Genomic DNA, 15,361 nt, shown 5'->3' with positions numbered 1-15,361 from the left:
GGGGCCGGGGGCCGGGGGCCGGGGGCCGGGGGCCGGGGGCCGGGGGCCGGGGGCCGGGGGCCGGGGGCCGGGGGCCGGGGGCCGGGGGCCGGGGGCCGGGGGGCCAGCCACGAAACAGCGATCTGCTGGTGGGAGCGGGTAGTTGGTGTTCTCGCTGCACTTCTTCTTCATTACGCGAACGGACGCCCCCCTCTGCGGGTACATTCGGAGGCGGCAGGCCAGGGGCCAGCCCGCAAGACTCGACCCCTGACCCACCTCTCAGGCGGGGCGCCAGCTGCTACTTGCGCAGCTCAACCACTACTTCGATCACTACTCGAAGCAGGCTTGCGATCCCCCTAACCAGGGGATCAACTGCGCTAAGCGACTGGCGCCTCGCGCTCCCCTTTCGGATACATGCGCATGCCTTCCAGGCACTTCTCTCACCTTCCTAGCGGTGGTTTGTTGACGGCGGGTCGTGGCGGTAGTACGCCGGAAGTGAGAGCCTCAACTCGCCTCCGTGGAGCTTGAGATGACGAAGCGGCTGCCATGCCCGCCCGCACCCGGTCCATTGGAGGGCTATGCCGCCCGCTTCGATGGGTTCTTCGAGACGCTGGCCCAGCGGCGTGGGTTCCGTGGGTATCTGGCCGGCCTGCTGCTGCCGCGGGACCGGAACAAGACCCTGACCTGCCTGGCCGGGGCCGAACCGGTGGTGGGTGCCCAGCATGCGGCGGTGCAGCGGCTGCAGTTCTTCCTCTCGGAGTCGACCTGGGACCACGAGCAGGTCAACGCGCGCCGCCTGGAACTGCTGCTGACGGATCCGGCCACTGCGCCGCATGGGATGGGGGTGCTGGTGGTCGACGATTCCGGGGACCGCAAGGACGGGTCGGCGACCGCGCATGTGGGCAAGCAGTACCTGGGCTCGGTCGGGAAGATCGACCGCGGGGTGGTCACGGTGACCACCTGCTGGGCCGACGAGTGCGTCTACTACCCACTGCACGCGGTGCCCTATACCCCTGCCCACCACTTCCCCGGCGGGAAGAACGACCCGGGTTTCCGCACGAAGCTGCAGATCGGGGCCGCACTGGCCCGTCATGCCGCGGAGGTGGGGGTGTCCTTCCGGGCGGTCGTCGCCGACTGCGCCTACGGCGATCACACCTGCTTCCGCGCCGAACTGTGGGACGCTCACCTGCCGTTCGTGATGGCCCTCAAGCGCGGCCACGGCACCTGGCAGTACAAGGACGCCTTCCGGCCCGTGGACGCCGCCCGGGAACTGGCCTGGCACGGCCCCGAAGAGCCTGGCGACTGGCAGCCGGTCACCCGCACCTTCCGCGACGGACGCACCGCCACCTGGTGGGCCGCCGACGCCCGGCTCGGCTGGTGGGGACCCGACGGCCTGGTCCGGCTGGTGGTGGCAACCACCGACCCGGCCACCCTGCCCGAAACGTCCACCTGGTATCTGGCCACCAACCTGCCCCGGCCCGGGTCACCACGCGAACCGCTCAGCCGGCATGCGGCCGCCGACCTGACCGAAGTAGTCCGGATCTACGGGCTGCGGCACTGGGTCGAGCAGAGCTACAAACAGGTCAAGGACGAACTCGGATGGGCCGACTTCCAGGTCCGCTCCGACACCGCCATCCGCCGCCACCAGACCCTCGTGAACTGCGCGTTCAGCTTCTGCTGGAACACCTGGTTCGCCCCACTCACACCCACACCCGCCGCCCCGGCACCTGAGCCTGACACACCATCAGGAGCGGCAGAGAGGGGGCAAACCGGAGTCCCAGCAGCCCCAGCCGGCCTGCTGGCCCCGAGCCATCCGGGCCGTCCGTGGCTGGCTGACGCCCTGGGCCACGCTGCAACGCTACTGGCAAGCATGGACGATCAAGCCCCCGCCCACCGAACTCCAAGCCCTCCTCAACACCGTCGCCACCGGCAGACCTCTCGACCTCTACCGCCAGGTCTAACAAACCACCGCTAGTCCTGTCGGCAGCGACGCTGACCAGACGCAGGCTTTCGAGGCGCCCTTCCTGACCGCGTGATGCCGGGGACGGCTCCGGCCACCTCTCCACGGAGTTCCGTGCAAGGACTTCGCACACGCCCCTTCCAGGTGCCGTGTTTCAGGGCACACGAAGGCCGGTCTCATCTGTTGATCCACATCTCGGCCCCGGCTTCTCGTAGTTCGCGGTGAAGACCCGAAGAGCACAGCGCCCGTGCCACCTCGGACAGACCGCATGACTGACCACGGGGTTTGGCCGAAGCCCTTCGTTCAGTGTCGGCGGCCGAACGGCCACCATCCCCGCCGTGTGCGGCGTCGGGGTGGGTCAGCCGGCCGCTGCGGTGAGGCGGGCGGCCGTGGTGACAGAGGCGGGTGCGCCGGGGGTGCGGGCACAACGGGAGCCGTATCCGGCCCGGGCGGGAGTGTCGGCTGCTCCGGTACCGCAGGCGGCGGTGCTGCCGGTGGCAGCGGCGGCAGCGTCACGGGCGGTGATGCCACCGACGTAGACGGTCCGCTGGGGTGCGGCTTGGGTGAGGAACTGGGCACCGATCGCGGTGCAGGCTTAGGGGCGGCTGCTGTCTTGCGGGCCTGGCGGAGGGTTCGCTGGGCGAGGGAGAGCGGTGGAGGGCAAGCGGGTGGACCGCTTCGGCCGCTGGCATCGTCATAGGTCCAGTGGGCGAGCTGCCAGTGTTCTTCGGCGTACATCTGCAGCTCTGGCCTCCCTCTCGGGGGCGTCCAGACCTTCCAGTGGCCCACGGCCAGGACGAAGACACCGGCCTTGAGCGGCTCCAAGAGGGTGTTGTGGTCCGAGCGGATGCGCACGGTGAAACCGGGCCCGTCGGCGAGCCGGAGGACCTTCCGATTCCGACGGTCTTTCTCGACCGCGGTGATGCGGCCGTAGACGGCCACCGGGTGCCCGGGTTTCCGGCCGCCGGTCAGCCGCGCGTACAGCCGGGCCTGATCGCCGGGCCCCGGGCCGTGACAGAACTCGCCCCAGCCCACCGCCCTGGTCTCACCGGGGCGGCGCACCTTGAACTGGGCGACCACGTCGGCGTCGTAGTCGTACCTCTGCAGAAACCGGGCGATGACGACCGCACTGTTGATCAGCGGCGGCAGCAGGGGTCGCACCGTGGAGATGTTTACCCCGAACCGGTCGCCGGGGGCGGCGGGACCGGTCTCGGTCACGGAGGTGGGGGTGCCGATCTGTCCCAGGTCGCCGGGCAGTACCAGGTGCAGCTCGTCGCCTTCGATGACCGCCACCCCCTGGGAGCCGTGGGCGATCTTCTGGAGGACTTCGGTGGGGTTGAGGGGACAGATCTCCCCGTGCGTCTGGTCTTTCGCGAGCCGGAACAGCGCGCCCCGGGGAGCGCGGCCCACCGTGGTGCGTTGGGACACGACCGGTGTCATGCAGAACGCGCAGATCAGCGGGGTCTTCTGGCGGCGCCACCAGGGTTCGTCGTCGATCTGGTGCGCGAAGACCACCGGGCCGACGTCGCCGTTCTCATACAGGCGCGCCTTGTCCACCGCTCCCACCCCCTTGATCCACGGCTTAGGGGACCACGAATGCCGGTCGTGTGGAAGAGGAACCAAGACCAACTGCGTCGGGTGCCGTCGGTCTCGGCACGGACCTGCGCGACGCACGGCGACCGGTGCCGGGGGCTCAGCCACGAAACAGGTCGAGGGGTGCCCAGGGGCCGGTCAGATCAATGGCACCGGCAGGCCGGTCAGAGGTGCGCGTTTAGGGTGTTGCTGACGTGAACGGACGTGCGCGACGGGGGCTGATCAAGGCGATGAAGGCGGCAGAGATACCGACGGCTGCCCAGGGAGCCGGAGCGGTGGAGAGTAGAACTGCCCGTGGCCGGACCCTCAGTACGCTGTGCTGGGCGCTGGGGATTCCCATGGTCGCGGTGGCGGCCGGGTTCCTCACTCAGTACCCCTATGGCGGTCTGTGGGTGGGTGTCGTCGTCGTCCTGGCCGTCGTGGCAGCCGCCGCCATCATGGCCGGTGGCGTATGGAACCGCGCGGGCGCGGCCACCCTGGCGAGCTCCGTGGTCCTGGCGCTCCCGATGTTCGCGGGGCCGACCCTGTACGAGGTGTACGCGAAGAGGCTCGGTACGCCGGTCGACGCGGTGGTCCTTGGCACGGGGCAGGACCGGAACTCCAAGGGCACCGCCTTGGACACCTGTTCCGTTGCCGATACCTCCGGCGAGCGCAGCACGCTGTCCGAGCGGCAGAACTGCCACGGCCAGTTCGCGGTGGGTGCGCACGTCGTCCTGTTCAAGGACCCGGCGGGTCTCCTCGACCCGTGGGTTCAGGAGACCCGTAGCCGGTCCGTGGACACCGTCAGCCTGCCGATCAGCGCGGGGCTCTTCGCCACGGCCGCCGGGACGCTCTTGTACGCGGGTCTGCGGCGCCGCACGGACGCCCAGAAGGCCAGGCAGGCCCGGCGCACGTACGGTCCGCCCCGTCCATCGGTCGAGGACTACGAGTAGTTCTGCTGCCTGCCGATCCGCCGCCGACTGCCCGGCGGGGTGAGGGGCGGCCGGGCATGCCACCTGATCCACTGAGCAACAGCCAGCTGCCAGGGGCGCGGCGCCGCGTCAGATGCGGTACACGCCCATCGTGGCCCGGACGGTGCGTGCCGGGATACCGCCGTCCGCCGCGGGGCAAGCGGGGCGGCTGGTCTGGGAGTTGCGGGCCCTGCGGGATGTCACCGCCGCGGTGACCAGTGCCGTGGCCGGCCAGAGTACGAGCCCGGCAGTCAGGAGCGCGGGAGCGGAGAACCCGGCGTGGCCGGCGGCGAGCAGCAGGGTGAGGGTGTGGAGGGCGCCGGCGGTGGAGGCGAGGTCGGCGAGGCGTGGGGGGCGGTGCAGTACGTGCTGAACGGTCCGGCGTACGGCGGCGGAGCAGCCAATGAGCGCGGGTCCGCCGAGCGCGGCGGTGGCCAGGGCGGCCCACCACATCGCGGGCTGCCAAGCGAGAAGGCTCACCGACGTGCCGAGGGTGATCAGGAGCATCGTGAACAGGCCGGCGGTGGTGATTTTCAGTTCTCCCGGCCGGGCCTGCTGGGGCGGGTCGAGGAAGTAGAAGGCGCTCACGAGCAGGCCCGCGAGGACGCCGAGGCTGAGCGGCCACGGGTGCGGCATCGGGGTGAGCCAGGCGAGTTCGCCCGCGATCGCGGCGCCGGTCACCGCCCCCGCCCGCGGCGCGGCGGCGTGCGAGCCGGTGCCGCGGCGGGCGGGGGCGGCTGCCGGGGCGTCCACGACGGTGGGCACCGCAGGCACGCGCGTCGGGACGGCGGTCGACGCGGCCGCGAAGGCGGCGAGGGCGTGGTGCAGCCGGGTGAGCCGCTCCGCGGTCTCGGCGGCGGTCGGCCGGCGGGCCGCGTCCTTGTCCAGGAGCTCCAGGACCAGTTGCTCGAGCTCGCGGGGGACGTCGGGGCGCAGGGTGGACAGGGCGGCCGGGGCCTCGTGGACGTGCTGGTGGAGCAGATTCCAGCCGGCGCCGGTGAAGGGCGCTGCCCCAGTGAGGAGTTCATGGATCAGGCAGCCCAGCGAGTACAGGTCGCTGGGCGCGGCCAGGTCCTTGTCGCCGCGAGCCTGCTCGGGGGACATGTAGGCGGGGGTCCCGATGACGGCGCCGGTGACGGTCAGGGTGTGGTGGCTGGTGAGGTCGGCGAGGCGGGCGATGCCGAAGTCGCACAACACCGCGGCGCCGTTGTTGATGAGGACGTTGGACGGCTTGATGTCGCGGTGGACGATCCCGGCCTGGTGGGCGGCGTGCAGGGCCTGGCTGATCTGGGCGGCCCAGATCAAGGTGTCCGTAAGCGGGAGCGGACCGGTGATCCGGGCGTTCAGGGGCGGGCCTTCGATGAGGTCCATGGTGAGGAAGAGGGTGCGCCGGCCGTCGAGGTCGGCGGCGCCGTGGTCGTGGACGGCCACGACGTGCGGGTGGGAGAGGCGCGCGGCGACATGTGCTTCCCGGCGGAAGGCCGCCTCGCGCACCGGGTCTCCCTCCCCCACGGGGATGATCTTGAGGGCGATGTCGTGGCCCTCAAGGAGGTCCTCTGCGCGCCATACCGTGCCCATGCCTCCGCTGCCGAGGGTGTCCCGCAGCCGGTAGCGGCCGGCGACCATCGTGCCGCGCATCGTTCCTCCAGCCCTGCGTGCTCGGGCACCGGGACCGGGCGGCCGCAGCGCACCGCGGGCGCGGGCACGCCCAGCGGTGCGGCGGAGCATACGCACACGCCTTTCGGAGCCCGCCCAACGCATCATCCGCAGTTCCGCACGGGCGCGCACGGGGCGCACGAAGCGCTACGTGCTCTCCCCTCGCTGGTCAGACCGCGTACTGCCGGAGCTGGCGCCGCGGGGGTTGCCTCCTGCGGCGGCGTGATGTCGTCGGGTTCCGGGGGAATCCTTCGGATATGGACGGCACATGTGCGTGGTGCGGCGCCGCGCTCCCCGGCGGGCGACGGCGCCGGTACTGCTCTCGTCCGCGTCCTTGCCGTCAGGCGGCATACCGGGACCGGAGACGGGCCGCGGCCGCCGTTCGGGCCCGGGTTGCTCTTCTGCAGATCTCGCGGGAGATCCGGGCCCGGTGCGAGGGCCTGGAGTTGCTCGTGGTCGACGCGGTCGGGCACGAGCGGGCCGAGGCAGGTCTGCACAGCATCGCCGCTGCGGACTTCCGGCACCTGTCCGGCGAGCTCGTGCGGTGCGCGGTGATCGCGGACCGGGAGGCGGGCGCCACCTGGGAGCAGATCGGGCGCCCGCACGGGTTGAGTGCCGACGCGGCCAGGGCCCGCTACGGCCGGGCCCGGCTCCTCTGGCCCCCGCCGACACCGAAGGACTGACGCCGGGTCTGTGAGGGAGAGCGCCGGTCAGCTGCGCCGGGAGGAGGCGAGGAGTTCGTTCGCGCCCTGGGCGATGAGGTCGTCGGCCACCGTGTTCCCCACTGTCTGCGGGTCTGGTCCGGTCCGTGCGGAGGTCAGCATCGCTGCCCCGTCCGGGGTGTAGACCCGGGCGGCCAGGTAGAGCTCGCCCGCCTCGTCGGTGGTCGCGTGGCCGGCGATCGGGGCGTGGCAGTGTCCGGCGAGGGCGCGCAGCAGGGTCCGTTCCGCGATGGCGGCCTGGGTGGCGGCGTCGTCGGCGAGCGGGGCGAGGAGGTCGAGTAGGTGCTGGTCGTCGGTGCGGGTCTGCAGGGCGAGTTGGCCTGCGCCGAGGGCGGGCATCATCCGGGCCGTGTCGATGATCTCGGTGGCTTCGTCCTCGCGTCCGATCCGGCGCAGGCCGGCTCGGGCGAGGATGACGGCGTCGACGACGTCGCCGGCTCGGGCAAGGTCGAGCCGGGTGTCGGCGTTCCCGCGGACGGGGACCAGTTTCAGGTGCGGGTGGGAGGCGGTGAGTTGGGCGATCCGGCGCGGAGCGGAGGTTCCGACGCGGGTGCCCGGGGGCAGGTCGTCCAGGCGCCTCCCGCCGCGGTGGACCAGGACGTCGTGGACGTCGTCGCGCCGCCGGTACAGGCACACCAGGCCGTCGGGTTCAGGCGTGTCGCCGGGCATGTCCTTCGAACAGTGCAGCGCGAGGTCGGCGCGGCCGTCGAGGACGGCACGCGCCACGGCGCTCGTGAACACGCCCTTGCCGCCCACCTCGGAAAGGGGCCCCGTCCAGCGGTCTCCCCTCGTGGTGATCGGGACGAACTCCGTGGTGACGCCCGGGCTGATCCGGGTGATCTCCCTCATCAGCGAGGTGACTTGGGCGGTGGCCATGACGGAGGCCCTGCTCGCGATTCTGATGTGCTGCGTCATACTCCAGGACCCTAGGGCCGTCCGCGGTGTGCTCATGCCGACAGCGCGTCTGCTTGTCACGGCTACCGGCGCCGGGGCGGGACAATGCGAAAGTCATCAGCAGCAGCACGAGGGACGGGGTCCGGTGAGCCGACGACCACGCAGGGCCGAAGCGCAGGAGCCGGCGGTGAACGGCCTGCGGCCGGTGATCACCGAGCTCACCGAGGACGAGGCCGGCGGTCCGGAACGGTTCGTGCTCCAGTGCCCGCAGTGCGGGGAGGTGGGGCGGCATCGCTACCTCCTGCTCGCGCGGCGCTCCTTCGAGGAACATGCCGATGAGGTTCACCCGGCCGTGGAGAGTCCCCTGGACCAGATCCGTACCCTCGTCGACCTGGCGGAGGCTACGCCGGGGACCTGGGAGTGCCAACTGGGCGCGGAGACCTACCGCGTGCACGAGATCGGTCCCGGCCGGTACGAGGTGGAAGTGTGCAGCCACCGGGTGGTGATCGACGCCGAGCTGGGATCGCTGGACGACGCCCGGATCGTCATCGGCGCTCACGCCCAGCTGGTGGGTTCGGCCCTGGCGACCGCCGCCGCAATCCAGCTGCGCCACGGTGCACCGGCCGGTGCCGTGCCTCGGGAGTGACGCCGCTCGCGCCCCTTGTCCGGCGTCCTGGCCCGAGCACTGGTCTCGCTGGGCAAACCGGTTTGGCGAACTCGGGATATGCGGAAGGGGCCCGGCTGCGCGCCGGACCCCTTCTTCAGTAGCGGGGACAGGATTTGAACCTGCGACCTCTGGGTTATGAGCCCAGCGAGCTACCGAGCTGCTCCACCCCGCGTCGGTGGTGTCACTCTACACAGTCAGCGGGGCGGGGCGGCGCGCATGACGACGGTCAGGAGGCCCGGACGATGTTCTCGGCCTGGGGGCCCTTCTGGCCCTGGGTGACGTCGAAGGTGACCTTCTCGCCCTCGGTCAGCTCCTTGAAGCCGTGGCCGGAGATGTTGGAGTAGTGCGCGAAGACGTCCGATCCGCCGCCGTCCTGGGAGATGAAGCCGAAGCCCTTCTCGACGTTGAACCACTTCACGATGCCGCTGGCCATGCTCTGTTCCTTCGGTATCACCGGGTGTCCCGGCTTGAGGTCAGGATGAGCGCTTCCTCTGGTGAGAGGGGGTGCTCGGGTCCGTTCTACCCCGGGCTTGCCCGGGGTATCCAGCCCTTCCCGCCCTCTGGATCGAGTGCAGGAAGGGCTGGGGCACGGGGTTACTTGCCCTTGGCGGCTTCCTTGAGCTTGGAACCCGCGGACACCTTGACGCTGTAGCCGGCGGGGATCTCGAGCGGGGCGCCCGTCTGCGGGTTACGAGCCGTGCGGGCCGCGCGGTGCGTACGCTCGAAGGTCAGGAAGCCGGGGATCGTGACCTTCTCGTCGCCCTTGGCGACGACGTCGCCAACCGCCGCGGCGAGGGCGGTCAAGATGGCGTCGGCGTCCTTGCGGCTCACCTCGGCGCGGTCCGCCAGGGCCGCCACCAGCTCAGTGCGAGTCATGAAGTTGGTACTCCGTTGTCCGTGGAACGTCCCGGCCGCGCAGCGGACGGGAGTGGTCAGGAGCAATCCTGCCACTCTGCCCTGATGGGGAGTGTGTAGCCAGGCGCGTGCCGTGGGCCACAGTCTGCTGAGCCGGTGGGTGTCGTACTCCCTCCACGATCCGGCTCCGGCCTGTTCCATGTCCTGCTCGTGCCGTGCCGGGCAGGCGCCAATCGGCGGGCCTAGATAGGTGGATCCGATGTGTGTGACCACGCCTCACGGGTTTGCTCACCGATGCGTAGGGTGGGTGATCTTCGCGGCCCCATCCCGACCTTGCAGGAGCGGCGCGCATGATTCTCATGTCCGACCCCATCTTCGGCGAAGTGGAACTCACTGGGGCGGCGACAGAGTTGGCCCGCTTGGCAGGCACGGTGGCCGAGGGCGAGGGATTCATCAGCGCCGTGTCTGCGACTGCGCTGGACAGCGAGACCTTGGCAGGGGTCGAAGTCAGGCAGGCTCCCGGGCCTGGAGTGTTGATTCATCTCGACTCCCAGCGTCGAATCCTTGTGATCAGCGGTGATCCCGTCGCCAGGGCTCTCTTCGCAGCCAATCTCGATGCCATGACCACCGCAGCACCGCAGTGGCTGCCGTGGACGGCGGCGGCCACCGCCACATCGACCGCTTTCCCGGGCATCCCTAACTCGTTGAGGGATCTGTGCCCCTGGTCGTCGGCATCCCGGTGGAGGTCCGCCGACTCGATGAGCAGGACTGCGATCAAAGGTCGTAGGCGATCAGCGAGCGGATGACTGGTAAGCCGATGGCATTGGTGTGCCAGCTGCCGTCGGCCATCGCCAGGATGCGTTGGGCGACGCGCGCCGGGACACACAGCGGGGTGCCGGCCGCGGCTGGGCGCCGACAGCGCGCCAAGTGGAACTGCCCGCGCCCGCGCGCCCGGTGGCCAGCGGGCCCGCCGCCGTGACAACGATGAGAACGTTCTTGCTGATGGCCACCACCCTGAGCGCTCGCTGGGCTGGAGGTGAGTACGGGGCCCCGGCCGCGATGAGTAGCCGGGCTCATGCCGGGTGCTGGTGTGCCGGTAAGCATGGGGTGCACCTCCTGCGGAAGGACTTGGTCGTGAACCCCCGTACGTATGCCGCGCTGTACGGCCCCTGGCAGCCCCCACCTGCACCGCGCACCGGGCGCGCTGTGGTCTCCGCGCTGGCAGGGGTGTTGTGGATGACCACCGCCGTATCGCTTGCCTGGCTGACGTACCTCGTAGGCCTGACAGCTCTGTGGGGCATGGCAGACGGGGCGGAAGTCGGAGGCTTCGTACGGCGCTTCGTCCTCACCGTGACCGGCGGTCTCGCTGCCCTGGCTGCTTTGGCCTTTGCCCCCGGCATCCGCCGGCTGACCGTGCCGGGCCGTTTGTTCCTTACCGGGCTCCTTGCCTGCCCGGTGCCGACCGGTTTCGCCATCGCAGCCTGGGTTCAGGCTTTCTGAGTGCCGAAGGATCGCGGGCGCTCGCGCTGTTGTGTGCTCTGGCGGGACCCGGCGTCGGCGCAGGAAGGTGCCCACCCAGGCTGCGCACCAGCTGTCCGCTGCGGCCCCTGCGACACCAGAGCGCTTCACCACTCTGGCCCGTTCTCATGAGACGGCCTGTTCCCTCTACTGGAACAGCATCGACACGTCGATCCACAGCAGCACCACGAGCACGGCGGCGACCCCGAGCGCGGCGCAGCCCGGCACCAGCACCGGTGCGAGGTCGTCGCGGCCGGCGACGGTGGCTGTGCGGGCCGGGTCGGCCGGGTCGTAGTGGACCATGGTGCGGTATCCGACCTGGGTGTACGGGGCGACGGCGTCCTCGGTGTAGGTGACGTGGTGGCCTTCGCGGGTCGCGAACGCGAAGACGTGGTAGCGGTGCGTATCCATGTCGGTGGACTTCGAGGGGACGTCCCGGACCTCGACGCACTCCGCCTCGGCGGTCTCGCCGTGCACCATGACCCGGCGGATCCGGAGCAACCGCAGCACCAGACAGACGAGCAGGGCGGCCAGGCCGATGGTCGGCAGCACCAGCAGCGCCAGGGTGGTCAGGATCTCCGTCATGCCGTCCGTACCTTTGTTGATCTTTGGGTCCTGGGTGGGCCTGGAGGCCCGCGACCTGGGGATTCCGCTCACGCTAACGCGCTTGCGGCGCCACCGGGCAAGAGAGGTACAGCGCCCTGGCTGGGCGGATGCGGTGAAGTGGGCTGCTGATTACGTGCCGCACAGCCTGATCGGGGAGGCGTCGTCCTCCGTTGCTTGTGTCCTTGGACCCGGCGGCGTAGTCCGTGAGTTCGGGCCTCGTGGCCGGTCAGGTGGACCAGCGGCCGCGGACTGCTGCCAAGACGAAGCTTGGGCCGAAGGCAATGATCAGGCCCGAGGCGTCGGTGGCCGGCGGCTTGGCGAAGGTACGGGACAGGACGTCCAGGACTGCTGAGCCGCCCAGGTTGCCGTTGGCGGCCAGGCTGTCCCAGGCGTGATGCAGCGCGCCGCCGTCGCGCTGGTTGTCCAGCCCGAGGCCGGCGGCCGTGTCGTCGAGGAGGCGGGGGCCGCCGGGGTGCACTACCGCGAAGTCGAGTGGCTGGGCGTCGGCCTCGAGCCATTTCCGCAGCGCCGGGAGGCTGTCGTTGAAGCCGGCGGTCGCGGCCTTCGTGGAGTCGAAGTGCAGCCCGGCGCCGCTCAGCCGGCCCCGGTAGCGGTCGGCGCTGTCGGGCAGCACGTACTCGAAGGTGTCCTCGACGACGAAGCTCGGCCCCTCCCAGGCCGGGCTCTCGGAGACGACCGCAGCCGCCGCGCCGTCCCCGAAAAGAACCTTGTAGACCATGGATTCGAGGCTGGTGTCCTCGTGGTTGTACGTCGCCGCCGACAGACACTCCGAGGTCACGACCAAGACGTTCGCGCCGGGATGGGCGGCGATGTCCTGGTGCGCGCGGACCAGGCCCTGGGCGCCGCCCGCACAGCCGACCGTGCCCATCGGGTGGCGCCGGACGTCGGGCCGCAGGCCCAGCGCCCCGACCAGGTGGACGTCGAGGGAGGGCACCGTCCACGACGTGGTGTGGCTGGTGACGATCGCGTCGATGTCCTCGGGCCGCAGCCGCGCCCGGGCCAGCGCCCGCCGCCCCGCCTCGGCCGCGAGGCCCAACGCGTCCTCGTACGCCGCCTTGTTGCGCTCATCGACCAGAGCGCTTCCGGACACGGTCGGCGCGTCCAGGGGGCGGGTGAAGTGCCGGGTCCGCACGGTCGTCGCCCGGGCGACCCGCAACATGGCCTCCAGGCGCGGGAGTTCCGGATGGGCCCGGCGGATGTCGGCGCAGATCTCGTCGGTCGTCACCACATTCCCTGGCAGAACGACACAGGGAGGGGCTATGTGAGCGGTCACCGGCGATCTCCCTCAACGAATCGAAAATGGATGGAATATTACAGTCCGTCGATGATACGGGTCCTGGCCCAATCCGGGCTGGACAACGTGCGAATGGAAGGCAGCTCCGAACCGTCGTCGGGGAAGGGCGGCGGGCGTGCGCCGCCACCTCCTACAGCAGCCCCGTCATCGCATCGCTGCCTATGTCGCCCTCCAGGCCGACCGGTGCCGCGATCTTCAGTTGTCAGCCGGAGCCGGCCGTGTGAACGGGCTGTGCGTGGCGGGTCAGTCCGGCGGTGGTGACGGCGTGGAGGTGTTCGTCGGGAAGGGTGTCCCAGCGCTTGCGGAGGTTGGTGAGCCACTGGCCGACCTTGTGCTCCTCGCCGCCGATGGTGACAGTGTCGCGCTGGCGGATGTGGACGTGGCCTTCGCGGGCGCGGAAGGCTTCGACCGCCGCGAGGCCCGCTTCGAGCTGCCGCTGCTGGCGGGCGGCCCGGCCGGTGGGCTGCGGCGGCTCGTCCTCGGCGAGTTCGACGGGGGTGATGCCGAGTCCGGTGACGAGCTGGGCCTGGTCGGGGTGGAGGGTGTGGAAGGTGCGGCTCTGGGTGGCGATCCATTCGCCGAGGGGCTCGTCGTCGTCGGTGAGGAAGTCGGCGGGGAGGTCGTCGAGGGTGATGCTGGCCTCGGCGTAGGTGCGGGCGGTGTAGTAGAGACGCTGCCAGGCGATCGGCCACGGCGGGTTCCACCGGGGGTCGATCTCCGCGAGGGCAGTGTCGGTGGAGTCGGGTTCGAGGCCCTGGTCCGTACGGGTACGGGCGGCGCTTCGGCGGTTGGTGAGCCAGCGTCCGAAGGCGAAGTCCCCGATCATCTCGCTGGAAGGAGCGGCGAGGTGGCCGTGGGTATCTGCCCAGTTGCGGGCGTGGAGCAGGCCTCGTTCGGCGGCCTGGGCGTGCAGATTCCAGATCATGCCGATGTGTTCAAGGGCCTTGATCTGGCGGGGTTTGAGGGTGCCGGCCTGGTACGCCTTGCGCATGCGGTTGATCCAGCGGCCCAGGGCGAAGCCGTCCTTGTCGTCGTGGAGCTGGGGGACGTCGAGGTGGCCGAGGGTCTGGTAGAAGGCGGTGGCGGAGTCCAGGCCGCGGCGGAAGTTCGCGTCGCGTGGGTGGAGGACGCGCAGCCGGAAGGCCTGGGCGATGGTGTCGGCGGGGAAGGGGTGGTCGAAGGTGACGTCGACCGGGATGTCCGCGGCGTGCTCGTCGTCGTCGGCCGGTTCCGGATGGGAGGGCTGCTGGGTGACGGCGAGGCGGTCGGCGATGCGGTCGTCGTGCGCGCGCAGGGCCTGCAGGACCCGCCAGAGCGGCTTGTACAGGTTGGAGCCCAGCAGATCGTCGGTGTCCTCGCCGGGGGCGACGTAGACGGGGACGATCAGGGTGGCCTTCTTGCCCTGGCCGGGGTGCTGGCGCAGGGCGCGACCGACGGCCTGCACGGTGTCGACGATGGATTCCTTGGGGTCTGCGAAGACCACGGTGTCGATGCTCGGAATGTTGACGCCTTCGCCGAGGAGGCGGGCGTTGGCGATCACCGTGCGGTGGGCGGGGGCCTGTTCGTCGGAGGGCTGGCCGTCGAAGCGGTCGAGGAGGTGGCGGCGTACGTCGGGGTCCTGGGTGCCGTCGATCGCGGCCGCCCACAGCTCGCCGGGGTCGGGGCAGCTGGTTCCGGTCGGGTCGGCGGCGTAGAGGAGGGCGGCGGCCTCGGGGAGGGTGGCGGCGAAGGTGTGGGCGTCGGCGACGCGGTGGTGGAAGGAGACGATGCGGCAGAGGTCGAGTTCGGCCATGGCGCGCAGCACGGCGATCTGGAGGGCGGCCAGGCGCAGTTCGGCTTCGGTGGCCCGGTCGGAGATGCCCAGGCGGGTGCGGATGGTGGCCTCGTGGACCTCCATGACGACGATGCGGTAGTCGGCCAGGAGGTCCAGGTCGATGGCCTCGGCGAGGGGGAGGCGGTAGCAGGTTTCGCCGTAGAGGTTGGTGTCGTCCATGGAGGCGACAAGGGTGGCGTCCTCGTCCTCGTCGGGTTCGCCGGCCGACCAGATCCTGGGGGTGGCGGTGAGGTAGATCCGCCTGTGAGCGGGGACGAGGGCGTCGTCGTGGACGGCCGCCCACCGTTTGCCCAAGTCACCGCTGGTGCGGTGGGCTTCATCGACGGCGATCAGTGACCACGGCGGCAGGGCGTAGTGGTGGTGGGCGTACTCGACGCGACTCAGGGAGTGGTAGGTCGCGAAGACGGTGAGGCCGGGGTTCTTGAGGACGGCGGCGGTGAGGGCGGCGGGGTCGGTGGTGTGCGGGACAGACTCTCCGGCCGTGGTGGGGCGCTTGGAGCACAGGGCGAGCACGGGTCCGGTCATGCCGGCGGTACGCCAGTCGTCGATGGTCTGGGCGAGCAGTTCCAGGGTGGGCAGCAGCACCAGGCGGGTGCCCTGGGGGGCGACGCGGGCGGCGGTGCGCGCGGCGACGTACGTCTTGCCGGTGCCGCAGGCCATCACTACGGAGGTCCGGGCGGTGTGGCGCAGCGCGGTGTGCGCGGCGTGGACGGCCTTGGACTGGTGCGGGCGCAGCCTGATCCGGGGCGGGCGGGCGGTGACGGTCGCGGTCACGGAGTGGTCGGTCCTTTCGGCCGGGGCGGGCGGCGGGA

General features: G+C 70.8%; 14 protein-coding genes and 1 tRNA gene. 6 read left to right on the top strand and 9 right to left on the bottom strand.

The features are described from left to right. Positions 1-508: 508 nt before the first annotated feature. Complete coding sequence (locus ACIBK6_RS31450) at positions 509-1,954, top strand: IS701 family transposase (protein ID WP_399054921.1); 1,446 nt, start codon at positions 509-511, stop codon at positions 1,952-1,954. 288 nt (positions 1,955-2,242) lie between these two features. Here ACIBK6_RS31450 and ACIBK6_RS31445 read toward each other — a convergent pair whose 3' ends face one another. Then, the gene (locus tag ACIBK6_RS31445; protein WP_399054919.1) at positions 2,243-3,496 is read right to left on the bottom strand and encodes a hypothetical protein; all 1,254 of its coding nucleotides are present in this window, start codon (positions 3,494-3,496) and stop codon (positions 2,243-2,245) included. Positions 3,497-3,807: 311 nt separating this feature from the next. Here ACIBK6_RS31445 and ACIBK6_RS31440 point away from each other — a divergent pair, with 311 nt between their 5' ends. Next, positions 3,808-4,464, top strand: a complete 657-nt coding sequence (locus ACIBK6_RS31440) for a hypothetical protein (protein WP_399054917.1) — start codon at positions 3,808-3,810, stop codon at positions 4,462-4,464. Positions 4,465-4,572: 108 nt separating this feature from the next. On the opposite strand, the gene ACIBK6_RS31435 is transcribed toward ACIBK6_RS31440, so the two are convergent. After that, a complete protein-coding gene (locus ACIBK6_RS31435; protein ID WP_399054915.1) occupies positions 4,573-6,120 on the bottom strand; it encodes a protein kinase in 1,548 nt (515 codons plus the stop codon). A 470-nt stretch (positions 6,121-6,590) separates the two neighbouring features. Here ACIBK6_RS31435 and ACIBK6_RS31430 point away from each other — a divergent pair, with 470 nt between their 5' ends. Beyond that, positions 6,591-6,821 (top strand): hypothetical protein, encoded by a 231-nt coding sequence (locus tag ACIBK6_RS31430; protein ID WP_399054913.1) that lies wholly within the window; start codon positions 6,591-6,593, stop codon positions 6,819-6,821. 27 nt (positions 6,822-6,848) lie between these two features. Here ACIBK6_RS31430 and hemC read toward each other — a convergent pair whose 3' ends face one another. Further along, entirely contained in the window at positions 6,849-7,775 is a 927-nt protein-coding gene (hemC, locus tag ACIBK6_RS31425) for a hydroxymethylbilane synthase (RefSeq protein WP_399054911.1), read from the bottom strand. 124 nt (positions 7,776-7,899) lie between these two features. Between hemC and ACIBK6_RS31420 the strand changes: the two genes are divergently transcribed. After that, on the top strand, positions 7,900-8,400 hold the full coding sequence (locus ACIBK6_RS31420) for a hypothetical protein (RefSeq protein WP_399054909.1): 501 nt from the start codon (positions 7,900-7,902) through the stop codon (positions 8,398-8,400). Positions 8,401-8,519: 119 nt separating this feature from the next. Here the strand turns inward: ACIBK6_RS31420 and ACIBK6_RS31415 are convergent. The 3 genes from ACIBK6_RS31415 to ACIBK6_RS31405 form a co-directional block, all read right to left on the bottom strand. Next, positions 8,520-8,593, bottom strand: a tRNA-Met gene (locus ACIBK6_RS31415). A gap of 54 nt (positions 8,594-8,647) precedes the next feature. Next, complete coding sequence (locus ACIBK6_RS31410) at positions 8,648-8,854, bottom strand: cold-shock protein (RefSeq protein WP_399054907.1); 207 nt, start codon at positions 8,852-8,854, stop codon at positions 8,648-8,650. A gap of 161 nt (positions 8,855-9,015) precedes the next feature. After that, positions 9,016-9,297 (bottom strand): HU family DNA-binding protein, encoded by a 282-nt coding sequence (locus ACIBK6_RS31405; protein ID WP_399054905.1) that lies wholly within the window; start codon positions 9,295-9,297, stop codon positions 9,016-9,018. A gap of 329 nt (positions 9,298-9,626) precedes the next feature. Here ACIBK6_RS31405 and ACIBK6_RS31400 point away from each other — a divergent pair, with 329 nt between their 5' ends. Together ACIBK6_RS31400 and ACIBK6_RS31395 are read left to right on the top strand one after the other, a co-directional pair. Then, on the top strand, positions 9,627-10,082 hold the full coding sequence (locus ACIBK6_RS31400; protein ID WP_399054903.1) for a hypothetical protein: 456 nt from the start codon (positions 9,627-9,629) through the stop codon (positions 10,080-10,082). Between the two features lie 430 nt (positions 10,083-10,512). After that, on the top strand, positions 10,513-10,776 hold the full coding sequence (locus tag ACIBK6_RS31395; protein WP_399054901.1) for a hypothetical protein: 264 nt from the start codon (positions 10,513-10,515) through the stop codon (positions 10,774-10,776). A 165-nt stretch (positions 10,777-10,941) separates the two neighbouring features. Here ACIBK6_RS31395 and ACIBK6_RS31390 read toward each other — a convergent pair whose 3' ends face one another. The 3 genes from ACIBK6_RS31390 to ACIBK6_RS31380 all read right to left on the bottom strand — a co-directional run bounded on the left by ACIBK6_RS31390 (position 10,942) and on the right by ACIBK6_RS31380 (position 15,323). Then, positions 10,942-11,379 carry a DUF3592 domain-containing protein gene (locus ACIBK6_RS31390; protein ID WP_399054899.1) on the bottom strand — a complete coding sequence of 146 codons (438 nt, stop codon included), beginning with the start codon at positions 11,377-11,379 and terminating at the stop codon, positions 10,942-10,944. Positions 11,380-11,626: 247 nt separating this feature from the next. Then, entirely contained in the window at positions 11,627-12,646 is a 1,020-nt protein-coding gene (locus ACIBK6_RS31385; RefSeq protein WP_399054897.1) for a PhlD, read from the bottom strand. Positions 12,647-12,917: 271 nt separating this feature from the next. After that, positions 12,918-15,323, bottom strand: a complete 2,406-nt coding sequence (locus ACIBK6_RS31380; protein ID WP_399054896.1) for a Helicase associated domain protein — start codon at positions 15,321-15,323, stop codon at positions 12,918-12,920. Positions 15,324-15,361 lie beyond the last annotated feature (38 nt).

The sequence above is a fragment of the Streptomyces sp. NPDC050485 genome (genome assembly GCF_044458185.1).
Lineage (GTDB): Bacteria > Actinomycetota > Actinomycetes > Streptomycetales > Streptomycetaceae > Streptomyces.
Note: the sequence above shows the minus strand (reverse complement) of the source record. Positions and strands in the feature narration are given on the sequence as shown.